Origin of the sequence: Providencia rustigianii (genome assembly GCF_900637755.1) — a bacterium.
GTDB lineage: Bacteria > Pseudomonadota > Gammaproteobacteria > Enterobacterales > Enterobacteriaceae > Providencia > Providencia rustigianii.
Map to the genome: position 1 here is coordinate 2,884,362 of NZ_LR134396.1, position 25,272 is coordinate 2,909,633.

General features: G+C 42.0%; 23 protein-coding genes. 11 read left to right on the forward strand and 12 right to left on the reverse strand.

The genetic code is table 11. The features are described from left to right. Window positions 1-58: 58 nt before the first annotated feature. Window positions 59-751 carry a 5'-methylthioadenosine/S-adenosylhomocysteine nucleosidase gene (gene mtnN / locus EL244_RS13245; protein ID WP_039855446.1) on the forward strand — a complete coding sequence of 231 codons (693 nt, stop codon included), beginning with the start codon at window positions 59-61 and terminating at the stop codon, window positions 749-751. A gap of 75 nt (window positions 752-826) precedes the next feature. Continuing rightward, window positions 827-1,666 carry a vitamin B12 ABC transporter substrate-binding protein BtuF gene (gene btuF / locus EL244_RS13250; protein ID WP_457810176.1) on the forward strand — a complete coding sequence of 280 codons (840 nt, stop codon included), beginning with the start codon at window positions 827-829 and terminating at the stop codon, window positions 1,664-1,666. Window positions 1,667-1,903: 237 nt separating this feature from the next. Here btuF and erpA read toward each other — a convergent pair whose 3' ends face one another. Next, window positions 1,904-2,248, reverse strand: a complete 345-nt coding sequence (erpA, locus tag EL244_RS13255; RefSeq protein ID WP_006659315.1) for an iron-sulfur cluster insertion protein ErpA — start codon at window positions 2,246-2,248, stop codon at window positions 1,904-1,906. Between the two features lie 219 nt (window positions 2,249-2,467). Here erpA and hemL point away from each other — a divergent pair, with 219 nt between their 5' ends. Continuing rightward, a complete protein-coding gene (hemL, locus tag EL244_RS13260) occupies window positions 2,468-3,757 on the forward strand; it encodes a glutamate-1-semialdehyde 2,1-aminomutase (RefSeq protein ID WP_126461471.1) in 1,290 nt (429 codons plus the stop codon). Between the two features lie 338 nt (window positions 3,758-4,095). Here the strand turns inward: hemL and mrcB are convergent, their stop codons facing one another. Both mrcB and hrpB read right to left on the reverse strand, forming a co-directional pair. Continuing rightward, entirely contained in the window at window positions 4,096-6,624 is a 2,529-nt protein-coding gene (mrcB, locus tag EL244_RS13265; RefSeq protein ID WP_126461474.1) for a bifunctional glycosyl transferase/transpeptidase, read from the reverse strand. 193 nt (window positions 6,625-6,817) lie between these two features. Continuing rightward, window positions 6,818-9,277: an ATP-dependent helicase HrpB gene (gene hrpB / locus EL244_RS13270; RefSeq protein ID WP_126461477.1), complete on the reverse strand. Its 2,460-nt coding sequence runs from the start codon at window positions 9,275-9,277 to the stop codon at window positions 6,818-6,820. Window positions 9,278-9,406: 129 nt separating this feature from the next. Between hrpB and sfsA the strand changes: the two genes are divergently transcribed. From sfsA to panD, 7 genes are all read left to right on the forward strand, one after another. Continuing rightward, on the forward strand, window positions 9,407-10,108 hold the full coding sequence (gene sfsA / locus EL244_RS13275; protein ID WP_126461480.1) for a DNA/RNA nuclease SfsA: 702 nt from the start codon (window positions 9,407-9,409) through the stop codon (window positions 10,106-10,108). Between the two features lie 204 nt (window positions 10,109-10,312). Further along, the gene (dksA, locus tag EL244_RS13280; RefSeq protein ID WP_039855180.1) at window positions 10,313-10,768 is read left to right on the forward strand and encodes an RNA polymerase-binding protein DksA; all 456 of its coding nucleotides are present in this window, start codon (window positions 10,313-10,315) and stop codon (window positions 10,766-10,768) included. Between the two features lie 532 nt (window positions 10,769-11,300). Then, on the forward strand, window positions 11,301-12,638 hold the full coding sequence (gene pcnB, locus EL244_RS13285) for a polynucleotide adenylyltransferase PcnB (RefSeq protein WP_211207514.1): 1,338 nt from the start codon (window positions 11,301-11,303) through the stop codon (window positions 12,636-12,638). A gap of 12 nt (window positions 12,639-12,650) precedes the next feature. After that, entirely contained in the window at window positions 12,651-13,133 is a 483-nt protein-coding gene (folK, locus tag EL244_RS13290; protein ID WP_006815159.1) for a 2-amino-4-hydroxy-6-hydroxymethyldihydropteridine diphosphokinase, read from the forward strand. Window positions 13,134-13,200: 67 nt separating this feature from the next. Beyond that, window positions 13,201-13,992 carry a 3-methyl-2-oxobutanoate hydroxymethyltransferase gene (panB, locus tag EL244_RS13295; protein ID WP_126461486.1) on the forward strand — a complete coding sequence of 264 codons (792 nt, stop codon included), beginning with the start codon at window positions 13,201-13,203 and terminating at the stop codon, window positions 13,990-13,992. A 33-nt stretch (window positions 13,993-14,025) separates the two neighbouring features. After that, a complete protein-coding gene (gene panC, locus EL244_RS13300) occupies window positions 14,026-14,889 on the forward strand; it encodes a pantoate--beta-alanine ligase (protein WP_115164633.1) in 864 nt (287 codons plus the stop codon). Window positions 14,890-15,048: 159 nt separating this feature from the next. Then, window positions 15,049-15,429 (forward strand): aspartate 1-decarboxylase, encoded by a 381-nt coding sequence (panD, locus tag EL244_RS13305; RefSeq protein ID WP_006815162.1) that lies wholly within the window; start codon window positions 15,049-15,051, stop codon window positions 15,427-15,429. 60 nt (window positions 15,430-15,489) lie between these two features. Here the strand turns inward: panD and EL244_RS13310 are convergent, their stop codons facing one another. The 8 genes from EL244_RS13310 to EL244_RS13345 all read right to left on the reverse strand — a co-directional run bounded on the left by EL244_RS13310 (window position 15,490) and on the right by EL244_RS13345 (window position 23,755). Next, the gene (locus tag EL244_RS13310) at window positions 15,490-16,023 is read right to left on the reverse strand and encodes a fimbrial protein (protein WP_126461489.1); all 534 of its coding nucleotides are present in this window, start codon (window positions 16,021-16,023) and stop codon (window positions 15,490-15,492) included. A 9-nt stretch (window positions 16,024-16,032) separates the two neighbouring features. Continuing rightward, the gene (locus EL244_RS13315; RefSeq protein WP_126461492.1) at window positions 16,033-16,563 is read right to left on the reverse strand and encodes a fimbrial protein; all 531 of its coding nucleotides are present in this window, start codon (window positions 16,561-16,563) and stop codon (window positions 16,033-16,035) included. A 16-nt stretch (window positions 16,564-16,579) separates the two neighbouring features. Further along, window positions 16,580-17,602 carry a fimbrial protein gene (locus tag EL244_RS13320; protein ID WP_126461495.1) on the reverse strand — a complete coding sequence of 341 codons (1,023 nt, stop codon included), beginning with the start codon at window positions 17,600-17,602 and terminating at the stop codon, window positions 16,580-16,582. A 20-nt stretch (window positions 17,603-17,622) separates the two neighbouring features. Continuing rightward, window positions 17,623-20,199, reverse strand: coding sequence for a fimbria/pilus outer membrane usher protein (locus EL244_RS13325; RefSeq protein WP_126461498.1), 2,577 nt, complete (start codon window positions 20,197-20,199; stop codon window positions 17,623-17,625). A 20-nt stretch (window positions 20,200-20,219) separates the two neighbouring features. Then, window positions 20,220-20,909 (reverse strand): fimbrial biogenesis chaperone, encoded by a 690-nt coding sequence (locus EL244_RS13330; RefSeq protein ID WP_039855450.1) that lies wholly within the window; start codon window positions 20,907-20,909, stop codon window positions 20,220-20,222. A gap of 62 nt (window positions 20,910-20,971) precedes the next feature. Then, window positions 20,972-21,514, reverse strand: coding sequence for a fimbrial protein (locus tag EL244_RS13335; protein ID WP_112837280.1), 543 nt, complete (start codon window positions 21,512-21,514; stop codon window positions 20,972-20,974). Between the two features lie 532 nt (window positions 21,515-22,046). Beyond that, a complete protein-coding gene (locus EL244_RS13340; RefSeq protein WP_006815169.1) occupies window positions 22,047-22,817 on the reverse strand; it encodes an ABC transporter permease in 771 nt (256 codons plus the stop codon). Next, window positions 22,817-23,755 carry an ABC transporter ATP-binding protein gene (locus tag EL244_RS13345; protein WP_006815170.1) on the reverse strand — a complete coding sequence of 313 codons (939 nt, stop codon included), beginning with the start codon at window positions 23,753-23,755 and terminating at the stop codon, window positions 22,817-22,819. Before EL244_RS13345 ends, EL244_RS13340 begins: the two co-directional genes overlap by 1 nt. A 254-nt stretch (window positions 23,756-24,009) precedes the next feature. Here EL244_RS13345 and can point away from each other — a divergent pair, with 254 nt between their 5' ends. Continuing rightward, complete coding sequence (gene can / locus EL244_RS13350) at window positions 24,010-24,663, forward strand: carbonate dehydratase (RefSeq protein WP_006815171.1); 654 nt, start codon at window positions 24,010-24,012, stop codon at window positions 24,661-24,663. Between the two features lie 69 nt (window positions 24,664-24,732). Here the strand turns inward: can and hpt are convergent, their stop codons facing one another. Continuing rightward, entirely contained in the window at window positions 24,733-25,269 is a 537-nt protein-coding gene (hpt, locus tag EL244_RS13355; RefSeq protein WP_006815172.1) for a hypoxanthine phosphoribosyltransferase, read from the reverse strand. Window positions 25,270-25,272: the final 3 nt, after the last annotated feature.

Genomic DNA, 25,272 nt, shown 5'->3' on the forward strand with positions numbered 1-25,272 from the left:
ATATTTCCCCTAAATAATTCGTGTTATAGCTAGGTAGCAAACGAGGAACTGAAGAATGATTAAAGTGGGTATTATTGGCGCGATGGAACAAGAAGTTGCACTTTTGCGCGCCCAAATCGAAGGCTGCCAAACATTCAGCCGTGCAGGTTGCGAAATCTATACTGGTAAAATTAATGGGGTTGATGTTGCGCTTCTGAAATCCGGCATTGGTAAAGTGGCTGCTGCAATCGGCACAACCTTGCTATTAGAACATTGCAAACCTGATGTGGTTTTCAACACAGGTTCTGCCGGTGGTTTAGATCCTCGCCTGAATGTCGGTGATATCGTCGTTTCTACCGAAGTTCGTTACCATGATGCCGATGTGACGGCATTTGGTTATGAGCCGGGTCAAATGGCGCAGTGCCCTGCGGCTTTTATTGCTGACCCTAAGCTGATTGAAGTGACAGAAAAATGCGTCAATACGCTGGGTATGAACGCTGTTCGCGGTCTGGTTTGTAGCGGCGATGCCTTTATCAACGGCGCGGAGCCTTTAGCTCGCATTAAAGCAAACTTCCCACAAGTTGCAGCCGTAGAGATGGAAGCCGCAGCTGTAGGCCATGTTTGCTACCAATTTGGCGTACCTTTCGTGGTCGTGCGCGCAATTTCAGATGTAGCCGATAAAGAGTCCCATACCAGTTTTGATGAGTTTTTACCGGTTGCCGCTCGTCAATCATCATTGATGATCGCTGCCATTTTAGCTGAACTCGCTTAAGGTATATTCGCCTTATTTATCAGGCATAAGTATGTTTCACTTATGCCTTATTTCTGCGCTCTACTCAGTGAATTTATGATGATAACCCTTTCAATCAAGCACCTCATTCAGTCACTCTTTAGCTTATTGCTGCTCGCTTGCATTGCCATCCCAGCAGTTGCGGCACAAAAATCACGGGTAATTTCGCTTTCTCCTGCGAATACTGAACTGGCTTACGCTGCGGGGCTAGGTGAGAACTTAATTGCTGTCAGCGCTTATTCCGACTACCCCGATGCAGCAAAAAAGCTAGAACAAGTTTCTAATTGGCAGGGTTTAAATGTTGAACGAATTATCGCCTTAAAACCAGATTTGATTCTGGCATGGCGAGGTGGAAATCCTCAGCGCCCGTTGGATCAATTGGCAGCTCTCGGTATTCCCATTGTCTATTTTGACCCACAAACTGTTGATGGCGTTATTTCTGCTTTAGCAGAATTATCGCAATACAGCCCTCACCCTGAGATCGCGGAAAGAAATATTGCTCAGATGCAAGCAACATTACAAGCGCAAAAAGATAAATTAGCTAATAATAAGAAACCTAGGCAACTATTTATTCAATTAGGTACACAGCCTTTATTCAGCGCTGGAAATCATACGTTGCAAAATGATGTGCTCAAGGTCTGCGGCGCCCAGAATATTTTTGAAGATAGCGCAGTGCCGTGGCCCCAAGTAAGCCGTGAGCAAGTACTCACCCGCAAACCCGATGCTATCGTCATGACCGGTTCTGAAGAACAAGAGAAGGCCGTAAAAGCATTCTGGCACTCTCAGCTCAACGTCCCTATCATCCGCTTAAATGAGGATTGGTTTCACCGCGCCGGCCCGCGCATCATCAATGCCACCGAGCAACTGTGCAACCAACTAAATGCGCTACCGAATTGAAAATAAAGATTTAGAATCAAGCTTCACAGAAAAGAATTTTTTGAACTGAGTTAAGACGGTAGGACAACAAGGGAATTCAACTCACTTTTTTCGATTGAAATATGACGAAAAAAGTTTTCTAAATAGTTCGAGTTGTAGCAAGGCGGCAAGAGAACGAGGCCCTAGGAGCATACACAAGTATGTGACTAGGGCGAGAGAGCGCAGCTAACGCTGCTACGGCTTGAAATATGACGAAAATCACACGCTGAAAGAAGACCCGCATCCACACGTAGACTTAGCATTCGGATTCGTCACAATAAACCGCGACCCTTCCAGCCCTTCAGTATAATCCACACTACCACCCACTAAATATTGCAGGCTCATTGGATCAACAACCAGCGCCACACCTTGTTTCTCAATCGTCATATCCCCTTCGTTGATTTGATCATCAAAGGTAAATCCATATTGGAAACCACTGCAACCACCGCCTGTAATATAGACACGCAGACGCAGGTTTGGGTTGTTTTCATCTGCAACCAGATCTTTAACTTTTATTGCTGCCGCATCAGTAAACTGTAGAGGCAGAGCTGCATCATCACTCATTTTTTACTCCAGACCGGTGACCGGTAAATTCATAGGTAAGCTAAAGCCCACTTAGATCAATTTTCCAATTATCCGTCACCTGAGTCATTGGTTCAAGTGTTGTTATGCAATTGAGCACAGAGTTGCTATTCATCATTGTGATTGATGGCATTGGTTTAATTGCCTCTGTGCTTTAGAATGGTGCCAACTTTTTATTTATCCTCTTTCAGGAGCCCTGCGATGCACCATTCCGAAGAATTATATAATGAAGCTCAACAGCTGATCCCAGGCGGTGTTAACTCGCCTGTTCGCGCATTTAATGGTGTTGGCGGCACCCCGTTATTTATCGAACGCGCTGACGGTGCTTATATTTTTGACGTTGATGGTAAAGCTTACATTGATTACGTTGGCTCATGGGGTCCAATGGTACTCGGTCACAATCATCCCGCTATCCGTGATGCGGTTATCAAAGCTGTTAATAAAGGCTTAAGCTTTGGTGCACCAACTGCCGCTGAAGTTGAAATGGCAAAACTGGTATGTGAGCTTGTCCCATCTATCGATATGATACGCATGGTTAACTCCGGTACTGAAGCAACCATGAGTGCTATCCGCCTTGCTCGTGGCTACACCGGTCGCGATAAAATTATCAAATTTGAAGGTTGCTATCATGGCCACGCAGACTGCTTATTAGTCAAAGCGGGTTCTGGCGCACTTACCATGGGCGAACCAAACTCTCCGGGCGTACCTGAAGATTTTGTTAAACACACATTAACTTGCACTTATAACGATTTAGCGTCTGTTCGCCAAGCATTCGAAAACTATCCTGAAGAAGTCGCTTGTGTGATTGTTGAACCGGTTGCTGGCAATATGAACTGCGTGCCACCAACTGCTGAATTTTTGCCGGGCCTACGCGCACTGTGTGACGAATTTAATGCCCTTCTGATCATCGATGAAGTGATGACGGGCTTTCGTGTTGCATTAGGTGGCGCACAAGATTATTACGATGTGCAACCTGATTTGACTTGCTTAGGTAAGATTATCGGTGGCGGTATGCCAGTCGGCGCATTTGGTGGTCGCTACGAAGTGATGGAAAAATTAGCACCCATTGGTCCTGTTTACCAAGCGGGGACTTTATCCGGCAACCCAGTCGCCATGGCTGCTGGTTTAGCCTGTCTAAATGAAGTTTCTCAACCGGGCGTTCATTCTCGCTTAACAGAACTCACTGATAAACTGGCTCGTGGTTTAGAGCGGGTGTCTAAAGACCAAGGCGTTCCAATGGTTATCAACCATGTTGGCGGTATGTTTGGTCTATTCTTCACTGATGCCAAAGAAGTCACTTGCTACCAAGAGGTGATGAAGTGCGATGTCGAACGCTTCAAAAAATTCTTCCACTATATGTTAGAGCAAGGTGTTTACTTGGCACCATCTGCATTTGAAGCGGGCTTTATGTCAATCGCTCATAGCGATGAAGATATTCAACGCACCATCGATGCCGCAGAAATTGCACTGGCAAAAATCAAAGCCGAATAATTCCCCGCAATAAACCACACCCATAAAAATAGGCGCCATCTACAAAAGACGGCGCCTATTTTTTATCTATTTTTGGGTCTGGTTTTCTTTTTCAATCAGACTCAATATTCTCCAAAATCCCGTGCGTTGTAGCTAGGCGGCAAGTGAGGAGTTATCAGGATAACATTCCCTAGCAATGACACTAAGTCAACGCAGACACAACATGAACAATGCAATTCTCTAAATAGTTCATGTTGTGGCAAGGCGGTGAACAAAGACATCTTGGGGAGCATACATAAGTATGTGACTCAAGTGGCTGCGTGAAACCAACACAGCCACAGCGTGAAATATGACGAGAATTAAGGGGATGACGGAGAATCCCCGAACATATCCTTCACCCAGTCAGGAGCTGCACCATCCTCTTGCGGAGCCTCACCATTCCCATTTAAATTCCATTCAGGATCTTGTGATGTTGAACCTTGGCATAAGCTTTGCGGGTCATCAGTCCACACTGGCAACATTCTGCCACCACCAAAGTCTGAGCAGCTAAATTGACCGTCCATCATCACACGCATATCCGTAATACCTTCCGGTGCACGGTTGAGCAGAGTCAATGGGGCTTGGTTATCTAAATAACGTTGATAAACTCTTAATGCCCCTGTTGATCCGGTTAATTGTGTTGGACCGTTGTTATCGCGTCCAACCCAAACAATGGCAACTTCTTTACCATCGATTCCCGCATACCAGCTATCACGCAGATCGTTCGTGGTCCCAGTTTTACCCGCCAGATTGTATTTTCCATATTTATTCAGTAATACACGCCCAGTGCCTTGCTGAACCACTTGCTGCATACCGTATAAAGTTAGGTAAGCGGCTTGTGCAGGAACGGCACGTTCAGCGGATGGGTAGCTTTGATAAAGTTCAGTACCTTCACCATCGATCACAGAACGCAGCGCGGACAGTTTAGCTCGGTTACCTTCCCCACCTATGGTTTGATAAACCTGAGCCACTTCTGCTGGCGTTAAGTTTACTGCACCCAATAGCATCGCTGGAACTTTCTCCATCGCCCCCGCTGGTGCTCCTAAGCGAATAAAGGTATTCATCACTTGATCGAGACCAATCGCCATCCCTAAGTTAACGGTTGGGATATTTTGTGATTTTGCTAGTGCATCCACCAGCATCATTCGACCGTTAAAGTTACGGCTATAGTTCCTTGGACTCCACGTTTGATTTCCCACTTTTAATGTCAGCGGTTCATCAGATAACCATGTATTTAAACGGAAACGATCGGGCTCACTAAGCGCCGCAAGGTAAACTGGCGGTTTTGCCAGTGAGCCAATACTACGGCGAGCATTCAGTGCACGGTTAAAACCTGAGAATTGAGGATCTGAACCGCCAACCATGGCGCGGATCTCACCATTGATACGGTCAACCACCACCATAGCCCCTTCGATATCATCTAATTTACGTGACTTACGCAAATCAGCGACCCCAGATTCCACCGCATTTTCTGCCGCAGTTTGTGCTACAGGGTCGAGAGTGGTGAAAATTTTAGCTCCCGATAATTCGTTAACTTTATCGCCCAATTTCTCGTTCAGTTCTAATCTGACCATCTGCATAAAAGCAGGCTGGGAAGCGACTAAACCTTCTTTGTTTTTTACACCAAGCGGTCTAGCACTCAGAACTTGATACATTTCGTTGTCGATAACACCGCGAGTTTCGAGAATTTTCAGCACAATATTACGACGTTTAATCGCATTTTGTGGCTTAGTCCATGGATTGTACGTCGATGCCCCTTGAACCATGCCCACTAACAGTGCTTGCTGGTCAAAACTTAATTCATTAATCGGACGTCCAAAATAGTACAGACTCGCTAACGGGAAGCCGCGGATCTCATCATTACCATTTTGACCTAAATAAACTTCGTTAAGGTACAGCTCCAGAATGCGTTCTTTACTGTAGTTATAATCCAGTATCAGCGCCATATAGGCTTCAGTCGCTTTCCGTTTCAGTGTCCGTTCGTTAGTTAAAAATAAGTTTTTCACTAACTGCTGGGTTAAGGTACTTCCCCCTTGCACTGAACGCCCTGCGGTGACGTTAGCAACCACTGCGCGACCGATAGAATATAAGCTAACGCCATCATGCTCATAAAAGTTTCTATCTTCGGTTTCTAGCAGTATTTTCACCAGAGACTCTGGGAAATCCGCTATTGGCAAGACTAAACGTTGCTCATTATTGGCTGATTGCATCATCGTGATCAGCTTGGGATCTAAGCGGAAGAATCCAAATGAGCGACCATTTTCAATGTTTTCAATCTTACTCAGCATGCCATTGTCAAAGACTAAACGAGCAAGCACTTGCCCCTCTTTTTGGTCTGGGAAATTAAATGGACGACGTAAAATTTCAATGGTATTGCCTTTCACCACAAACTCACCTGACGTGGTGATTTTGCTGACTTTACGGTATTGCATTCCTTCGAGCAGGTTACTCATTTCCCCTTGGCTATAATCCATACCGGGTTCAAGATTGACCATACGCCCATAAACTGCCGCTGGGAGATCCCACACCTTACCGTCAAGGCGTTCTTTAATTTGTTGGTTTAAATAAAAACCGTAAGCCGCAAGGATCACCGCTAGAACCAGCATTAGTTTGATAAGTAGCCAGAACCAGCGCCATTTACTCTTACGTTTTTTATTCTTTTTTGAGCTTTTCGTCGTCATTTGCTCTTCTTCATCTTCGTCATCGAGATATTCGTCATCGATATCTTCATCATCATATAAATCATCGTCATAATCATCGCGGTTTCTACGGCGGCGTGATGACGATGAGTTTTTCTCAGCAGATCGTTTTTTACGTCTACCAATCGGTTCTAAATCTTTACCGGACATGGTCGCTCCATATCACCTATACCTAAATAGGCATTAAAATCTAACTAAACATATGTAGATATCTACTACAAGGCTAATTTTGGCTCATATTTCAAAGAATTTCACTGTAGAAAGCGCTTAATTACACTTCCTTACTTCGCCTTTATTTACCCATTGCCTATTTTGCAGCCCGTTATTAGAGCACAAAATTAGGTTATTTCGCACTCATCATCGCTTTTTTTGTTTGTCTTGTTGGCTCTGCGTTTATCGGGTCATCTGGCCAAGGATGTTTGGGATAACGCCCTTTCATCTCTTTTTGAACCTCTTTATAACTTCCTTGCCAAAATGCGCCAAGATCTTGAGTAATTTGAATTGGCCGCCTTGCAGGTGAGAGCAAAGATAGGGTTAATGTCACTTTTCCATTGGCAATGGTTGGGTTGCCCTTTTCACCAAACATTTCCTGTAAACGAATTTCAACTACAGGGGGCTTATCCAGTGCATAGTGAATACTTACCTCACTACCAGATGGAGCATGATATGTGACAGGAAACTGACTTTCTAACCACTGCCTCTGCTGCCAATCAAATCGGTTTAGTAATAGAGTCATTAAATCAATTTCGAGTAATTTTTTCTTATTAGTGACTTTATCAAGGTAAGGTGCCAGCCACTCATCTAATGTTTCGAGTAAAGTATCATCATCCATCGCAGGCAGCGTGATATCAGGAAAATAGCGCTTAGCTAACTCACAACGAATGCGTAATTGAAGTGCATTTTCTTGCCAATTTAGCTGTTGTAGACCATTTTGTTGTAACCAGTGAACCAACGCATTTTTAATTTCCTGCTGGTCAGGATTGGTTAATCTCTGAGATTTCACAACCAATTGCCCACACTGCAAGCGACGCCATGCCAATAAACTGCCTCGCTGCTCATCCCATTCAACGGTTTCTTGGGTACTAAATAGTTGGGGGCAATCCTGCTGTAATTTGTCAATCTCAATGGGATAGGCTAATGAAATCCGTGCATCTACCGAGGATTCAGACTGCCAAAGTGCGGCAAGCATCAACCATGAGCTCCCCATCAGGCGGTCATTTTCATTTAACGATGCGCCTAACCCACTCGCTAATTGGTAGCGAGTTTGGTTATCTCGAGTCTTTGCAATCAAGTCCGGAAAGCCAGCAGCTAATAATGTTGGTAACCACTCACTAATCATTGCAGAGGTTTTAGCTGTAGCGCTGGTGACTTTATCTCCACTCAGAGTTGAAGCTCGCTTACACCAGCTTTCTGTAGGATGCTCGAGATGATAGTGAAGATCGGTTTCGCCACCACGTGGTGGCTCTTCAATAATCGCCACTAATAAAGACGCTAACTGAATAACTTGCTTATTATTGGTTTGCTGAGCGTGATATAGCATAGTGGCGGTACGTACAGAACTGCCCGTTCCTGCCATCTTAACGCCCATAGGCGTTAATTTACCGTGTAAATCGGTCACACCCAGTTTAAATAATAAACTTTTAGCTGCGGACAGAGAGGCTTCTGGCGGTATATCTAACCACTGTAATTGAGAAACCTCATGGCATCCCCATTGCAGTAATGCCAGCCATAACCCACTTAAATCACTATTATTGATTTCTGCATCACTGAATTGAGCCGCACGCTCCGCTTGTTCTGAACTAAATAAGTGCCAACAAGCACCGGCTTCTAAGCGTCCAGCACGTCCGGCACGCTGAGTCATGGAAGCTTGGCTTATCCGCTTTTTTACTAATTTAGTTAGCCCCGAACGTGGGTTAAATTGGCCTACTCGCTCAAAACCACTGTCCACGACCAAGCGTATACCTTCGATAGTTAAACTGGTTTCCGCAATATTAGTCGCGAGTACAATTTTACGTTTCCCCTCCGGCGCAGGTAAAATAGCTTGCTGTTGAGCTTGAATAGATAAAGCGCCGTATAGCGGACATAAAAGTATGTCCTCACTCACTAACCTTGCCAGCTCCGTACGCGTCCTTTCTATTTCCCCTACTCCAGGCAAAAAGAGTAATAGCGAGCCACTTTGCTGCTGCATTAATTGCCAAACTGCGCTAGCAACTTCCTGATGAAACGGCTTATTCGGGCTGATTGGCTTATATTCACGTTGTACTGGAAAAGCTCGACCCTCAGAGCGGATGACCGGGGCATCAGGAAATAATCGATTAAGTCCGTGGTCATCCAACGTTGCTGACATTAACAAAATTTTTATGTCGTCCCTCAATGCCTGCTGAGCGTCGAGCAATAGTGCGAGCCCCAAATCTGCTTGCAGATTACGCTCATGAAATTCATCCAAAATAACCAGACCAATCCCTTCAAGCATGGGGTCATTTTGAAGCAAACGCGTTAGCACCCCCTCAGTCACCACTTCTAAGCGTGTCTGTTTGCTCACTTTGCTTTCTGAACGCATACGCAGACCAATCGTTTCGCCAACTTGCTCCCCTAACTGCTGAGCCAAACGAGTCGCAACAGTACGTGCCGCAATACGTCTGGGTTCGAGCATAATAATACGCCCTTGGATTATTCCGCTGTTTAGAATCTCCAGAGGTAATACCGTTGATTTACCTGCACCCGTTGGCGCATGCAGTAAAACTTGGGGGGCTTCAGCTAATGCTGAAAGTAAGTCATCACTTACTTCTAAGATTGGTAGCACTAAAGGGATCACTCCGTGGATATTTAATTTTTAAAGTTAACCATTGTAGCATTAACAAATAATGCGTATTAATACTGTACTCACTATAAAAACAAGAATGGACTATAAAAACAATTTATCGGAGAGAACATGGAATTTATCCCCCCATTACAATCAGCGATTCTAATTAAGCGCTATAAGCGCTTTTTAGCGGACGTCGTCACATCTGAAGGAAAAGAAATGACGATACACTGTGCCAATACGGGGGCAATGACGGGCTGTGCGACCCCCGGTGATACGATATGGTATTCAACATCTGACAATCCCAAGCGAAAATACCCTCATAGCTGGGAATTAACACAGACTAAAAATAACCATCTGATTTGTATCAATACGTTGCGAGCAAACCAATTAATAGCAGAAGCATTGATAAAAAAACATATTCCAGAATTATCTGACTACAATAATGTGACTCCTGAAGTCAAATACGGGGCGGAAAATAGTCGAATAGATTTTTTTCTGACTCAAAATGGATTGGTTGATTGTTTTATGGAGGTAAAATCCGTTACTTTGCTGGAAGGCAATCACGGGTATTTCCCTGATACTGAAACAAAAAGAGGGCAAAAGCATCTTAGAGAGCTAACTCAGATTGCTAAAGAAGGAAAACGAGCCATACTTATGTTTGTCATTTTACATAGTGGCATTCACGTAGTTTCAGCAGCACGGCATATTGATCCCAAATATGCAGCACTATTAGATGAAGCAGTTAAGAGTGGCGTTGAAGTTTTTTGTTATCAAGTGGATATATCTGAACAAAAAATGCAAATAGGGAAATCAATAAGCTTTACCTAGACTGAATAATTTCTATTTAGTCGATATTTAAACGAGGTCACCGAGTTATGGGCGCTAAAAAGGGAATAAACACGCTTGCCCTCACAGCATTACAAAACTCATTGCATGAACGATTGCCAAGACGGCAGTCTTCTGCTATTTATAGCGACCTTAAATTTTCCCCCTTGGGGTTTTTGTAAAATTTGCGTGTGTAGGAGAAGCATTATGCAAGAAGGGCAAAAACGTAAGACATCGTCCTTAAGCATTCTAGCCATTGCCGGGGTTGAACCCTATCATGAGAAGGCTGGCGAAGAGTACATGAACGACGCCCAATTGGCGCATTTTAAGCTCATTCTCGAAGCATGGCGCAATCAACTAAGAGATGAAGTGGACCGGACGGTTACTCATATGCAAGATGAGGCAGCTAACTTTCCAGACCCAGTTGATAGAGCGGCTCAGGAAGAAGAATTCAGCCTCGAATTACGTAACCGCGACCGCGAACGTAAACTGATTAAGAAAATCGAAAAGACGCTGAAAAAAGTTGAAGATGAAGATTTTGGCTATTGCGAATCATGTGGCGTGGAAATTGGCATCCGTCGTTTGGAAGCTCGCCCAACCGCTGATTTATGCATCGACTGTAAGACATTAGCAGAAATCCGCGAAAAGCAGATGGCCGGCTAAGTGTTATTTTTGGAGTCCCTAACGGCGCATTAACCCTGCGCCGTTGTAGGAATTCACCCCAAAAAACCCTTAAATTCCTTCGTGTAACAAACCGCATTTTCGTAATATTCCAGCTTACCTCGTCGGATTAATCCCCTAGCCAAAGCCTCTGCATACATAATATTTGCAAGTTTTATTAATATAAAAAATAATTAGGCGTGACTTTTATTCGTTTAACCATTCTCAAAGAAACTTCAGTGAGCTATGATTAGCCGCTTATTTTGTTTAATGAATATATGTAATGACATCGAGGTGTACTATTTTTAACCGAGTAGCAAATTTCTGCCGCAATATTTTATCGCGCAATGAACAAGCATCGACCTCAGAGCAGGATTCGGTGCCAAAACGTGTTACGCGAGATTCTCAGGCAGCCGGTAAAAGGCAAGTCACTCATTCTGCTGCGGCTGAAAACGGCAGGCATAACACTAAGCAAATGAAAAATACGGTTCGTCATCCTAAGCGTGCCGATGCTCAAACACAGAAGCGATCGCCAATGACGACAAAAGAACATATCACCGTTATCCCACGCTCAGAACATCCGATTTCACGCGATGACATCAGTGATAATGCACTGAAAGTACTCTATCGCCTGAATAAAAACGGTTATGAAGCCTATCTAGTGGGTGGTGGTGTCCGTGACTTACTACTAGGTCTGAAGCCAAAAGATTTTGATATCACGACCAATGCAACCCCTGAGCAGATCCGCAAGTTATTCCGCAACTGCCGATTGGTGGGGCGTAGATTCCGCCTTGCGCACATCATGTTTGGCCCTGAAATCATTGAAGTAGCGACCTTCCGCGGTCATCATGACCAAGAAGTTGACGATAAAAATCTGTCATCTCAAGCCCAAAACGGCATGCTGCTTAGAGATAATATTTTCGGTTCTATCGAAGATGATGCGATTCGTCGTGATTTCACAGTCAATAGCCTGTATTACAATATTGATGATTTTTCCGTACGTGATTACGTCAATGGGCTACAAGATTTAAAAGATGGCGTGATCCGTCTGATTGGTGATCCTGAAACGCGTTATCGCGAAGATCCCGTTCGAATGATACGAGCAGTACGTTTTGCCTGTAAACTCAATATGCGTATTGAGCCAAATACCGCAGAGCCAATCCCTCGTTTAGCACCATTGCTAGGTGAAATTCCTTCTGCCCGCTTATTTGAAGAGTCATTGAAACTGCTTCAGTCAGGCTATGGTTATTCCACCTATAAAATGCTGAGACAGTACCATCTGTTTGAGCAACTATTCCCAGTGATCGCTGACCGCTTCACGGAGAATAATGACTCGCCAATGGAAAAAATCATTGAGCAAGTACTAAAAAACACTGACTTTAGACTCAAAAATGATAAGCGAGTTAACCCTGCATTTTTATTTGCGGCCATGTTATGGTATCCCGTCACTGAGCATGCTGAGAAGTTAACCCAAGAAGGTGGGCTTGCTTATTATGATGCCTTTGCACTGGCTATGAATGATGTACTGGATGAACAGTGCCGTTCCATTGCAATACCAAAACGTATTACCACCACCATGCGTGATATTTGGATGTTGCAATTGCGCTTACCACGTCGCCAAGGTCGTCGAGCCAATAAATTAATGGAGCACCCGAAATTCCGTGCTGCTTTTGATTTATTAGAGCTAAGAGCGAATGTTGAACATCGTAATGAGTTAGAGGAACTCTCCCTCTGGTGGGCCGATTTCCAACAAGCTAATGCGCAAAAACAGCGTGAAATGATCTCTGAATTAGGCTCGGCTCCAACCCGTCGTCGCCATCGTCCAAATCGTTCAGCGCCGTCAGGTAATAAAAAGCCAAATAAGTCATCGTAGAGAGAGTGATAAATGGAGCAAGTATATATTGCGATTGGTAGCAACCTAGGTGAGCCACTAAAACAAGCTCAGCAAGCCATTGCAGCCTTAGATGCCATCCCGCAAAGTCGAATTGCGGCGACGTCCTCCATCTATCGAACAAAACCTTTGGGACCACAGGATCAGCCAGATTATCTTAATATGGCTGTCCTGCTTGAAACCGACCTTGAACCTGAAGAGCTACTGAATCATACTCAAAAAATTGAGTTAGAATTAGGTCGAGTCCGTAAAGACGAACGTTGGGGACCGAGAACCCTAGATCTCGATATTATGTTATTTGGCAATCGAGTGATCAGCACTGAACGCTTAACGGTCCCACATTATGGATTAAAAGAGCGGGAATTTATGCTATACCCGCTCAGTGATATTACCCCTTCCCTGATTTTTCCTGACGGTGAATTACTTTCAGACAGGCTCAATCATGTCCCTCGCAATGGCCTAACATTTTGGGAATAAATACCTAAAATGAATAATCTCATTCAAGGTATGGTCATAAGCGAAATCATTTCCGGAGGTTATTCTGATGAAACCCATTACTCTCGCTGATTTACGCCAATACAAACAAGATAAATACAAATTTGCGACCATGACTGCCTATGATGCCAGTTTTGCTCAGCTTTTTGCAGAGCAAGGTATTCAAGTTATGTTAGTCGGTGATTCCCTCGGCATGACCATTCAAGGGGAGTCCAGCACCCTTCCTGTCACCGTTGAACAAATTGCTTACCATACTCGTTGTGTTCGCAAAGGTGCACCAGATGCATTTGTTATCGCCGATATGCCATTTATGAGTTACGCCACCCCAGAGCAAGCTTGTATAAATGCCGCTATATTAATGCAAGCTGGGGCTAATATGGTCAAGATTGAAGGTGGCAGTTGGCTATGTGATACCGTCAAAATGTTGTGTGAGCGCTCTGTTCCTGTATGTGGCCATCTCGGATTAACCCCACAAGCCGTTAACGTGCTCGGCGGCTATAAAGTCCAGGGTCGCGATGAAGTCTCAGCCAACCAATTAGTAAAAGACGCTATCGCCCTTGAAAATGCAGGGATCCAGCTATTGGTTCTCGAATGTGTTCCGACCTCATTAGCCAATCAAGTTACTGAAGAATTACTGTTGCCGGTTATCGGTATTGGTGCAGGTAATGGTACGGATGGGCAAATTTTAGTCATGCATGATGCGCTGGGTATTACCGCTAAGCCACCTAAATTTGCTAAAAACTTCCTCTTAGAAGCTGGCAATATTCATGATGCAATTCGCCTATATATTCAAGAAGTTGAGCAAGGCATTTATCCGAATGAGTCCCACTCATTTTCTTAATTCGCTATAAAAATAATGATAAGGATGAAAAGTATGCTAATCGTTGAAACCTCGCCGATCCTGCGCCGCGAAATTCGCCGCTGGAAGCAAGAAGGTAAGCGCATTGCTCTTGTTCCTACCATGGGTAATTTACATGATGGGCACCTGACTCTGATTGACCAAGCTAAACAGCAAGCGGATATCGTGATTGCCTCTATTTTTGTGAATCCAATGCAATTTGATCGACCATCAGATTTGGCTAACTACCCGCGTACATTACAAGAAGATTGTGAAAAACTAAAAAGCCGTCATGTGGATTTAATTTTTGCCCCTTCTGCCACTGAATTTTATCCTGCTGGCATGGAAAACCAAACCTTCGTTGAAGTGCCAGAGCTCTCCACCATGTTAGAAGGTGCAAGTCGTCCGGGACATTTCCGTGGTGTCGCAACTGTTCTAACGAAGCTTTTTAATTTAGTTCAGCCTGATATTGCGTTATTCGGTGAAAAAGATTTCCAACAACTCAAGGTTATTCGAAAGTTAGTCACCGATCTTTCTTTTGATATTCAAATTATTGGCGTACCGATTGTACGAGCTAAAAATGGTCTAGCACTTAGCTCTCGTAACAATAATCTGTCTGTAAGTGAATTAAAAATCGCGCCACAGTTATTCAGTATTATGCAAAAAGCGGGTGAAAAACTCGCGGAGTCGCCTGCATCAGCAACCGGGTTAGTTGATGAAATGGAAGAGTCTTTACGTCAAGCAGGATTTACTCCTGATGCGCTATTTATTCGAGATGCAGATAACCTTGGTGAATTAACAGTTTCCAGCCGTCGCGCTGTCATTTTAATGGCGGCATGGTTAGGTCAAACGCGTTTAATCGACAATCTGCAAGTCGAGTTACCGCTCGATATCGCTTAATGACAAAATACTTTCGCCTAGATTTAAGTTTGAATCATCTAAAATTTATTCAAACTCATTTATGTCACAGCTAGGCGGCAAGTAAACGCGACCCTAGGAGCATACATAAGTATGTGACTACGCAGCCAACAACGCTGTGGCTTGAATGAGGAAGAATAAATGCAAAGAAAAATGTTATTAGGAAAACTCCACCGTGCAACTGTCACCCAAGCTGATCTTCACTACGAAGGCTCTTGCGCTATCGACCAAGATTTCTTAGATGCTGTTGGCATTTTAGAATATGAAGCTATCGATATTTATAATGTGGATAATGGTGAACGTTTCTCGACCTATGCTATTGCAGGTGAAAGAGGTTCTAAAATTATATCCGTTAATGGCGCTGCGGCTCGCCGCGCAGCGGTGGGAGATAAACTGATTATCTGCACTTATGGGCATTTAACCGAAGAAGAAGCACGTCAGCATAAGCCTAAAGTTGCTTACTTTGATGCGAATAATACCATGAGCCGGATTGCCAAAGCGGTTCCTGTTCAGGTGGCTTAATTTTATATTTAGGATAGCCTCAATAAGTTAACTCAATTATTGGGGTATTTTTCGCCAACATCAATTGTATTTAACATCTAAACTTAGCACTGCATTAGCCGATCCTGGGGTAACTTTATCCTCTGTTTGTATGTAATACGAATCAAAATTAACCACTTTAATACCTTCTTTTCCTTTTGGTACTAGAGTTGATGTAAGACCAAGCCTAAGCGGATAGCTAGCATAGTTACTCATCCAAAAATAAGTTTCTACCCCAATACCTTTTGCTGCATCATTACCTGATATTGACAATACAGAGCTACCAAGTCCACCAAAACCATTAGCAACCGCCTCAATACCTACATCTTGTGCACAATCAAACTCTAATGACCATCTTACAGCGCGAGTCTTTGAGCCCTTAGACATTCCAAAACTTGAGTTTATAGAGTGATCTCCCAGCCTAACATCTTGATTTTTACTTGATTTTATTGAACACGTTCCTGCTTGAACTCGCCCAGAAACATTAAAAACAGCATCATAACTCATTGAGTTTGATGAAAAAAATAACATAAAAATAGAAATTAAATAGGTATAGACAGCTTTATTTGATTTCATTTCTATTCCTTAGTTATTTTCTACGACAAACGTTATTGTGGCATTGGCATTTCCTGCCGTGACGCTATCACTTAATATTTTGTAGTTAGCTCTAAATTTAACTTTGTTCGATCCATTGGTTGTTGCCGTTGAATTCAATAATACAGTGACATCATTATTTTTTTTCAATTCCCAGCGATTATTGGAATAGGCTTCAATTTGAATTGCCATTCCTGTCGCGGCACCATTACCTGAATCAATGGCAAACGAGCGCCCATCACTCGCGGTTACACCTTGTAATTTTCCGACAACTTGGCTGCCCGAAGTACAATTAAACTCTAAATCAAATTCTTCCCACTCAGTGGTGCTGTTTTTAGGTTTACCATAAGTAAGCCAAACGCCTAAATCAACATTGAGGTTATTAGTAACAATTTTACAAGATGTACCTCTAATGGAACCGGAAAAATTAACTTTAACCGTGCCTATGCTGACAGAGGCAAAGCTGCACAATGATAAACTGGGCAACACAAAAATCATCAACAACACAAATAAACGATTCATTATTTATACGCCCGCTTTATTTGTATACTAAGGTGACTGTCACCTGTGCATTTCCCTCAGTCGCTTTTACATCGTTTGAGGTTTTTATATATTTAAAATCAAAGGTTTTAGTAATAATCTGCGTTGACCTCGCAGTATTCACCAATGAATATAAATGGCTGGTTGATAGGCTTCTATCACCACCTAGCCTTAATGCTGTGGAATTTCCCGATTCAAATATTTGTACCGCGAATCCAGGATCTTCCTTATTATTCTCTAAATAAATAATATTTGAATCGATATTTGCCAGATGTAAATTATCAGCAATACCATAAAAAACAGATAATTGGCTAGGGCAATCAATCGTAATTGACTGCTGGGCATACCCGAATGTTTGCCCGACTTGTAACGCTCGTATATCCGCTAAATTATGAACACCTAAATTAACATTTTGATTCGCATTTTTTATTTCGCAGGTACGTTGAGCCCATTTCACTAATGTTGGTATCGGCTGTATTTCCCCAACCACATTATGCCAATCTAGATTTCCCATGCACTGGACTACCACCGGCTGAAATTGAATAGATTCATTTTCTTTATGTTCAATACTTCCCGCCGACGTTTTCACATATAGCATACGAGCTTCAAGCCGTAATCCCGAAGACGCTTCTTTGCCATTAATTGGGCTATTATTCCCCGTTACCGGATACCAGCGACTCGTTCCTTGCTGCCTAATTCCCATAACATAGCCAATACCTTCGATATTGGTTTTAAAGATTGGATATTCCCCTGAACTGTCTTTGAATGATATCCCCGATGTTTGGGCGCTCGTTTGCGGTAAAAATGTAAAATCACCGGCATGACTAGCCGTACATAATTCATTATTTGAGCTGGGATCAAATGTCTTCCAGCCGTTTCCGAGGATCGCTGTTTGAGGCAATTTATGCGCAGCGTTATCGACTTTTAACTCCCCTAAGTTAACGCGAAATGTTTCAGCGCTTAGTGCGTCAATAGAACACAGCATAAGACTTATAGTGGTAATTATTTTCTTTATATTCATCTATATAGCCTTATTGATAATTAACGACAGTCCACGGATAAAATAGGCAAATGTTGGTTTAAATGCTCTGGCATGAGCTGATAATCAGCAATACATTGGTCTTGTTCTGCTTTCCCCCACTTCACTTGAATACGCCCACGTTCTGGCATTCCGCTCAAGTAAATGTCACCATTTTCATTCGCTATTGCAGTACTCAATGCCTTATCGTTACTGCCTATTAGTTGTGCCATTGCACCAAATGGAACAGGCTTGCCATTATGAGTCACACTGAACAATAAACGATATCCCACATGGGTTTCATAGTTAGCAAGAATTGCCGCACCTCTGGTGGGAACCACTGTTTTGGAGTTGGTTTTTAATTCCACATTGTCTGGCAATGTATCAATATCTAGAGCAATTTCATTTTTCGAATAGGCATTTAGATATGGAACAATGGCATAACCACGGGAATCGGTTAAAACACCAGTACGATTCGCGACTTTAACGCCATCAGCACCCGGCGCACGAATAATAGCGAATGAGTCATAGATTGGTTGAGCTAATGTCACACCATAGGGATGGGCAACAATAGCTCCCGTTAAGCCGTAATTAACCCGTTGATTATCTTTATCATAACCGTAACCCACATTGGCGATACCAAAGCTACCTCGATAAGATGCCGATGCATTCCCACTCGCTTTAGCGCCTTTATTCCCATATGACTGCTGAACCGTATAGTTCAGATTATTATCTTCAAGTAGGCTACCGCTAGCGCCAATCATCGCGTCCGTATACCCGCTATTATCGGTAGTCATACTGGTATTCAGTGATGCGGAGTTCTTTTTATCGCCTAATGGAATCGAGAGTGAAATAGAGAATTGGTTATCCGCCTTTTGGTTATACGGACTCATTGAATAGTTGTAATTGATGCTATATGTCATACCCGCCAAGTTATTATTATAACCCGTGCTCATGGTACGTTCGGAGCCAGAACGATTCCAATAATCTTGCTGATATACTGAAAAATAAAGGCTTCCCAACTCTTTCAATGACTGACTCAGGGTTATTTGAAAACGATTTTTTTTATTATCACGATATAGCTGATTAATATTACTATTCGCTTCCGTAAACGTGTAATAGCCTTCGGTTGAATAGCGATAGTTTGCCAGTGTGACAGAGGTTCCCGTTGCCATCATATTTTTTGTATATTGAAAACGATATGATTCCCCTGTACTCGAATCATATTTGCCTCTTAAATTTTTAGTGCTTGCTTGAGTTACATCCGTGGATAATGCGCCTAAAGCCCCTAAATTAATTCCCACACCGAGCGCATAAGATTGATAATTTTCAGATAGGATTGTGCCCACATATCCCGTAATACCTTTAGGTAAGCCATAAATAAGGGTACTTTGGATGAAATTAGGTTCATGCCCTTTATCTGTAGATTTAAATTTCCCGCCCGTTAATGAATATTTAAATTGCCCTTCTCGCTGCATAATGGCAACCGATGAAAACGGCACAATATAGGAGCGCTCAGAACCATCAGCTTCTTTAATGGTAACGGTTAAGTCACCGCCACTGCCTATCGAGTTAAGATTATCAATTTCAAAAGCACCGGGAGAGACATAAGACTGATAAATCACATAATCATTTTGTTTAACTGTTACCTCTGCATTACTTTGAGCAATACCTCGAACAACTGGCGCAAAGCCTTTCATTGAGTTAGGTAACATCGATTCATCGCTTTGTAATTGAATACCGCGAAATTGGATACCATCAAAAATTTCGCTCGGGGTTGATGTATCCCCCAATATTAATTGTGATTTTAGGCTATTAATTCCACGCTCTAAGCTAGTTTCAATACTTTGCCAGCTTTGTTGGTCTGAGTTACTTGTATAGGTTGAATAGTTTTTTAATCGCCATGGGCCAACATTTAAACCGCTGCGTAAATTTACATATTGAGAATTAGTATCGGTCCCACCATTTTGGCTCCAATTATTTGAACCACTGTAATAGTAATTCATCACCAATGCTGGAACACCGTTTTCCCATTGGCTCATTGGAATTGCATCTGATGCCTCTTGATTCATCGCAATTTGAGGGATGGAAATAATCAGTTGCTGCTGGGGCAGATCCAATGTTGACTTGGCATCAGGAATATATTGACTAAGTGCACCAATTTCTTGCGTGGATGATAACGAACGCAAGGCAGGAATATCATCGACTTTGACGCCCCAATCCGCTAACTCTTGTTTCGTTAAAACAGGAATTAATTGGTTATTTTCCTTATCCTCAATAAACTTAATTTCTTTTGTTTCAATAGAGTTACCATTGAGAATAACATCGACCCTATAGTCACCAGCAATCTGTCCACCCGGTTTAGAAAATTGTTCTAAATCTTGCAGTTGAGCAATATTTTGCCCTTCAACAATACTTAATGAGTTTGGATTAAAATAATCGGCGGCAATCGCCGGGTTAAGACCGATGCCCGTCATTAAAACGGTGGCTACAGCGTTGACTATCTTTTTCAGTTGGAAGTTAAGCACCCCATTATACGCACACACTTCGACTCTATGAGTGGGTTGATATAATTTTAGTTTTTTCTTAATGGGACGCATAATGGGTCATCTTCCATTGATTATTTTAATGGCTGAGTTTTTGATTTAGTCATCGAGCCATAGTCATTCACTGAGTTCCAAGTCACTTTACCCGCTTGCATACCGGATATATTCCATGAGGCTTCCCCCATCGGAGGTACCATTCCCGGATTATCAAACTCCTTGCTATCGACAACTAATTTGCCGAAAGAAACATAATATGGTGTCGGATTTTTGGCTTTTAAAAGTGAACCTTGTTTTTCAAAACTCAGTTTTTCATAAGCATCCGTTGCTTCCGATGACGGTAATGCACTCGGACGATAAATAAGTTTTATTTTGTTATTAATTGAGATAGTTAAGCTGTTGGTTGCATTAGGATCTGATGGCGGGATTGATTTAACATTCAACCAATATACGGATTCTCTATCCGCAGGCAGCCGAGGATCGGTAAGTACAATTCGTATTGCATTCGCAGATTCTGGTTCAATTCTAAATAGGGGGGGTGTAACGGTAAAAGGGGGCTTACTTTGATTGCTACCATCAAAGTTATCAACCCAAGATTGCACTAGAAAAGCACTGGTTTCATCATTTCTAACAGTGATGGATGCTTCCTTTTTATCCCCTTCATAAATTACCCTTGTTCCCCCTAGCACAACACTGGCATTCGCGTTGATTGCGATGAAATAAAAAAGAGAGAAAATAATCAGCGTTTTATTCACAATATTTCTCATAGAACCTAAATTTCCCATAAAAATAGAAACAGAGGGGATGTTTATTTCCCCTCACTTTATCGTTATTGGTTATATTCAATCGTTACCGTAACGTTTGCATTTGCGGCCCCTGGCGTTACAGCATCTGCGGTTGTCACATATCGTGCGTAATAGGTTTGTGAACCTGAGTCGCCCGTTAAATCAATACTTTTCGCTTCTGTACCAGGCGTATAGTAATTACCCTTAGCGGTCTCACCAGAAATACCGATACCAACCCCTTTTGCTACATCAACTTTATAGAGAGCCGGTGTCGCATCAGCAGTACCGTTAAAATAAACGCGAGCCTTATTAATAATTGAAGGGCACTTGCTTAAGCCAATGGTAAATGGAACTGCATCGGTAGTTTCACCAGCCGCAGTAAATGTTCCTGTGATCCAAGTTCCTAATTGAACAGTACCTTCACTTTTATTTTCATTATTAGTATCAACAGTACAGGTAGTATCAATAAATTGACCTTTAAAATGGATTGTACCTGTTGTGTTACCAGAACCCGTAGCCGCAATTGCTGCACTAGCAAAAGATGCTGCAAAAATAGAAGCAACTAATAAAGTTTTCTTTAAAGTCATAACAGACCCCTTTAATGGATTTTTAAAATTTAAATACCTACACAGTGAATAATATAAAGAATGATGAATTAAATGTGCGATATGTATTCAATATGCATTCAGTATATAAACCTTTTTGTTGTTTATCCATATTACTCATTGCAATTGTATATTCGGATTAAATTGGTTTTATATATAGAGAAAAACCAATAACTCGCAATTAGAGTAGAATAAAAAACCAAAAATAGAGAAAATAATAATTTGTTAACGATAACATTGTTTGTAAACTTAAATTTTATATTATATTTTGATGTGTAACGACTTATTGCAACAAATCAATTTATTTTTATTTATCAATAGATTGATATAATAAAAGTCGATTTTTAAAATGAGTACATATACTTATATAAAATAATAACAATAGAAATAATAAAATCATTGCCATTTATTTATCAATAAAAAAACCACTCTTTAATAAGTTTAAAATCAACTTTTAAGAGTGGTCTTATTTATTTTCAGTATAATTACTTAAATTAATTTAAAAGTAATTATACTAACTTCTTAATCCTCGCCCTTGTTCTATTAAATACCAAGTTAATAAATAAAAGGCGATTAAAAACACCATCAATACACTAAGGGTTATTACGATAGAAACATCAGCAATACCTAAAAATCCATATCTAAAGCCACTGATCATATAGACGATTGGATTAAGCTTAGAAACCGCCTGCCAGAATGGTGGTAATAAAGATAACGAATAGAATACCCCACCCAAATAAGTTAGCGGCGTTAATACGAAAGTCGGAACGATACTAATATCATCAAACGTCTTAGCAAAGATAGCGTTCAGTAACCCTGCAAGGGAAAATACAATTGCAGTTAACAGCAAAGTAATCACGACCATTGACCATGAATGCACTTGTAGTGGAATAAAGAACAATGAGACAACCGTGACTAAAAAGCCAACTAAAATACCACGGGCAACTCCACCGCCCACAAACCCTGCAATAATCACATGGGTCGGTACTGGTGCGACTAACAACTCCTCAATATTCTTTTGGAATTTAGAACCAAAGAATGACGAGCAAACGTTAGAATAAGAGTTAGTGATCACCGCCATCATGATTAGGCCAGGAACAATAAACTGCATATAGTCTACGCCACCCATCTCACCAATTCGCGAACCAATTAAATTCCCGAAAATCACAAAATAAAGTGACATGGTAATCACGGGTGGTAATAGTGTTTGTACCCAGATACGCCCAAAACGGGTTACTTCTTTAATCCAGATAGTTTTTAATGCAACCCAATACAGTGAAAACATTATTCGCCCCTCACTTGAGCTTCTTGGCTCTCTTTTTTCACCAAGCTCACAAATAACTCTTCAAGGCGATTAGCCTTATTGCGCATACTCAAAATTTGGATCCCTTGGTCACTCAATTGACTAAATACCCCATTAAGCCCCTGCTCTCGTTTCACATCCACTTCAAGGGTCGAGGTATCGACAAGCCGAGATGCATAGCCCACTAAATTTGGGAGCGGGCTTTTGGGCATAAGGTCAAAGATAAAGGTCTCTGACTCTAATTGGCTTAATAAGTGCTTCATACTGGTATTTTCCACCAGTTCACCATGCTGGATAATACCGATATTACGGCACAGCATTTCTGCCTCTTCCAAATAGTGAGTGGTTAAAATAATCGTTGTGCCTTGGGCATTTAGTTTCTGTAAGAACGTCCACATTGAACGACGTAATTCAATATCCACCCCTGCGGTAGGTTCATCAAGGATCAACAATTTTGGCTGATGCATCAGCGCCCGAGCAATCATTAAGCGGCGTTTCATACCGCCAGAAAGATTACGAGCACGCTCATCGCGTTTTTCCCATAAATCTAACTGCGTGAGATATTGCTCAGCACGTTGGTTAGCAATATTTCTCGGCACACCGTAATAACCAGCTTGGTTTAAAACAATCTGCAATACCGTTTCAAACGGGTTAAAGTTAAATTCTTGTGGTACCAATCCCAGTTGTGTTTTAGCTTGTACCACTTGTTTATCTAGGTCATAGCCAAAGACTTTCACTGAGCCACTGGTTTTATTCACTAACGAGCTAATAATACCGATTGTGGTTGATTTGCCTGCGCCATTTGGACCCAGTAAGGCATAAAAATCACCATCTTCAACGCTTAAATCAATTCCTCGCAAAGCTTTCACGCCACCCGCATAGGTTTTGGTCAGCTGCGATAACTCGAGTGCGTATGTCATATATTAAAAATACCTTTATTCTTGGGGCTGTTTGGGAGCAATATAGCCTAATGATGCCACTTTTTCCTGTCCGATGTTATGCAGAAAAGTGATAATAATTTAATGTGAGATTATTTAACATCCTCTGAATTGAGGGTTGTCATGTTCAAATGAGTGGTTCATCATAGAAATGAAATTAGTATAACTAATTATTATTTAATCAATAAATACTGTATAAGATTTTATCGCAAAGTCACACAATTAGGCTACAAGTCATGATGAGAAAAATTGAAGAGCTGTTTGCTAATAACGAAGCATGGTCAGCGTCTGTAAAAGAAAAAGATCCTGAATTCTTTAAAGAATTATCAAAAGCTCAAAAACCAAGATTTCTATGGATAGGCTGCTCAGACAGTCGAGTGCCTGCTGAAAAACTGATCAACGCGGCGCCAGGTGATCTTTTCGTTCACCGTAACGTAGCAAACTTAGTCATTCACACTGACTTAAACTGTTTATCTGTTATTCAATATGCGGTTGACGTGCTGGAAGTTGAACACATTATCATCTGCGGTCACTATGGATGTGGTGGTATTGAAGCGGCAGTGGATAACACTGAATTAGGCTTAATCAATAACTGGTTATTACATATCCGTGATATTTGGTATCGACACAGCTCAATGCTGGGTGAACTCAAACCTTGTGAACGTTTAGATCGCTTGTGTGAACTGAACGTAGTTGAACAAGTTTACAACTTGGGTCACTCAACCATTATGCAATCTGCATGGAAACGTGGTCAAAATATCATGATCCACGGCTGGGTATACGGAATTAACAATGGCCGTTTACATGACCTGCATATCACCGCAGATAGCCGTGAAAAATTAGAACTGTGTTACCGCGAATCTATCGCTAAATTAACCCAGAAAAAATAATATTTTCTCTGTCGTTAGATAGCAAAAGAGCAGCCTTGGCTGCTCTTTTTTATGGTTCAACAATACCTATTACTCTTCCAGCAAGGTCACATGTCCAATATATGGCAGGTGGCGATACTGTTGGGCGTAGTCGATACCGTAACCGACAACAAACTTATCTTCGATGGAATAACCAATCCACTCAACGGGAACATCGACTTCACGACGAGAAGGTTTATCCAAAAGAGTACAAATTGCGACAGAGGCTGGACCGCGCAATTCAAAAATTTCACGAACTTTATTTAACGTGTTACCAGAGTCGATAATATCTTCCACGATCAGAACGTGTTTACCGCGAATATCTTCGTCTAAATCTTTAACGATTTTCACATCACGGCTGGACGTCATAGCATTGCCATAGCTGGATACCGTCATAAAATCGACTTCATGAGGAACGGTGATTTTACGGCATAAATCCGCCATAAAAATAAAGGAGCCTTTTAACAGACCAACTAGCACTAACTCACCGTTAACATTCTGGTAGTGAGCGCTAATGCTGTCTGCTAATTCACTAATTCGTTGAGCAATCTCTTCTTCAGAGATCATTACATCAAGAGTATGTTTCATCTT

Excerpts from the sequence above, each read along its gene's own strand:
- btuF (WP_457810176.1), top strand. The coding sequence starts at position 827 with ATGATGATAACCCTTTCAATCAAGCACCTCATTCAGTCACTCTTTAGC.
- erpA (WP_006659315.1), bottom strand. The coding sequence starts at position 2,248 with ATGAGTGATGATGCAGCTCTGCCTCTACAGTTTACTGATGCGGCAGCA.
- hemL (WP_126461471.1), top strand. The coding sequence starts at position 2,468 with ATGCACCATTCCGAAGAATTATATAATGAAGCTCAACAGCTGATCCCA.
- mrcB (WP_126461474.1), bottom strand. The coding sequence starts at position 6,624 with ATGTCCGGTAAAGATTTAGAACCGATTGGTAGACGTAAAAAACGATCT.
- sfsA (WP_126461480.1), top strand. The coding sequence starts at position 9,407 with ATGGAATTTATCCCCCCATTACAATCAGCGATTCTAATTAAGCGCTAT.
- dksA (WP_039855180.1), top strand. The coding sequence starts at position 10,313 with ATGCAAGAAGGGCAAAAACGTAAGACATCGTCCTTAAGCATTCTAGCC.
- pcnB (WP_211207514.1), top strand. The coding sequence starts at position 11,301 with ATGACGACAAAAGAACATATCACCGTTATCCCACGCTCAGAACATCCG.
- folK (WP_006815159.1), top strand. The coding sequence starts at position 12,651 with ATGGAGCAAGTATATATTGCGATTGGTAGCAACCTAGGTGAGCCACTA.
- panB (WP_126461486.1), top strand. The coding sequence starts at position 13,201 with ATGAAACCCATTACTCTCGCTGATTTACGCCAATACAAACAAGATAAA.
- panC (WP_115164633.1), top strand. The coding sequence starts at position 14,026 with ATGCTAATCGTTGAAACCTCGCCGATCCTGCGCCGCGAAATTCGCCGC.
- panD (WP_006815162.1), top strand. The coding sequence starts at position 15,049 with ATGCAAAGAAAAATGTTATTAGGAAAACTCCACCGTGCAACTGTCACC.
- EL244_RS13310 (WP_126461489.1), bottom strand. The coding sequence starts at position 16,023 with ATGAAATCAAATAAAGCTGTCTATACCTATTTAATTTCTATTTTTATG.
- EL244_RS13315 (WP_126461492.1), bottom strand. The coding sequence starts at position 16,563 with ATGAATCGTTTATTTGTGTTGTTGATGATTTTTGTGTTGCCCAGTTTA.
- EL244_RS13320 (WP_126461495.1), bottom strand. The coding sequence starts at position 17,602 with ATGAATATAAAGAAAATAATTACCACTATAAGTCTTATGCTGTGTTCT.
- EL244_RS13325 (WP_126461498.1), bottom strand. The coding sequence starts at position 20,199 with ATGCGTCCCATTAAGAAAAAACTAAAATTATATCAACCCACTCATAGA.
- EL244_RS13330 (WP_039855450.1), bottom strand. The coding sequence starts at position 20,909 with ATGAGAAATATTGTGAATAAAACGCTGATTATTTTCTCTCTTTTTTAT.
- EL244_RS13335 (WP_112837280.1), bottom strand. The coding sequence starts at position 21,514 with ATGACTTTAAAGAAAACTTTATTAGTTGCTTCTATTTTTGCAGCATCT.
- EL244_RS13340 (WP_006815169.1), bottom strand. The coding sequence starts at position 22,817 with ATGTTTTCACTGTATTGGGTTGCATTAAAAACTATCTGGATTAAAGAA.
- EL244_RS13345 (WP_006815170.1), bottom strand. The coding sequence starts at position 23,755 with ATGACATACGCACTCGAGTTATCGCAGCTGACCAAAACCTATGCGGGT.
- can (WP_006815171.1), top strand. The coding sequence starts at position 24,010 with ATGATGAGAAAAATTGAAGAGCTGTTTGCTAATAACGAAGCATGGTCA.
- hpt (WP_006815172.1), bottom strand. The coding sequence starts at position 25,269 with ATGAAACATACTCTTGATGTAATGATCTCTGAAGAAGAGATTGCTCAA.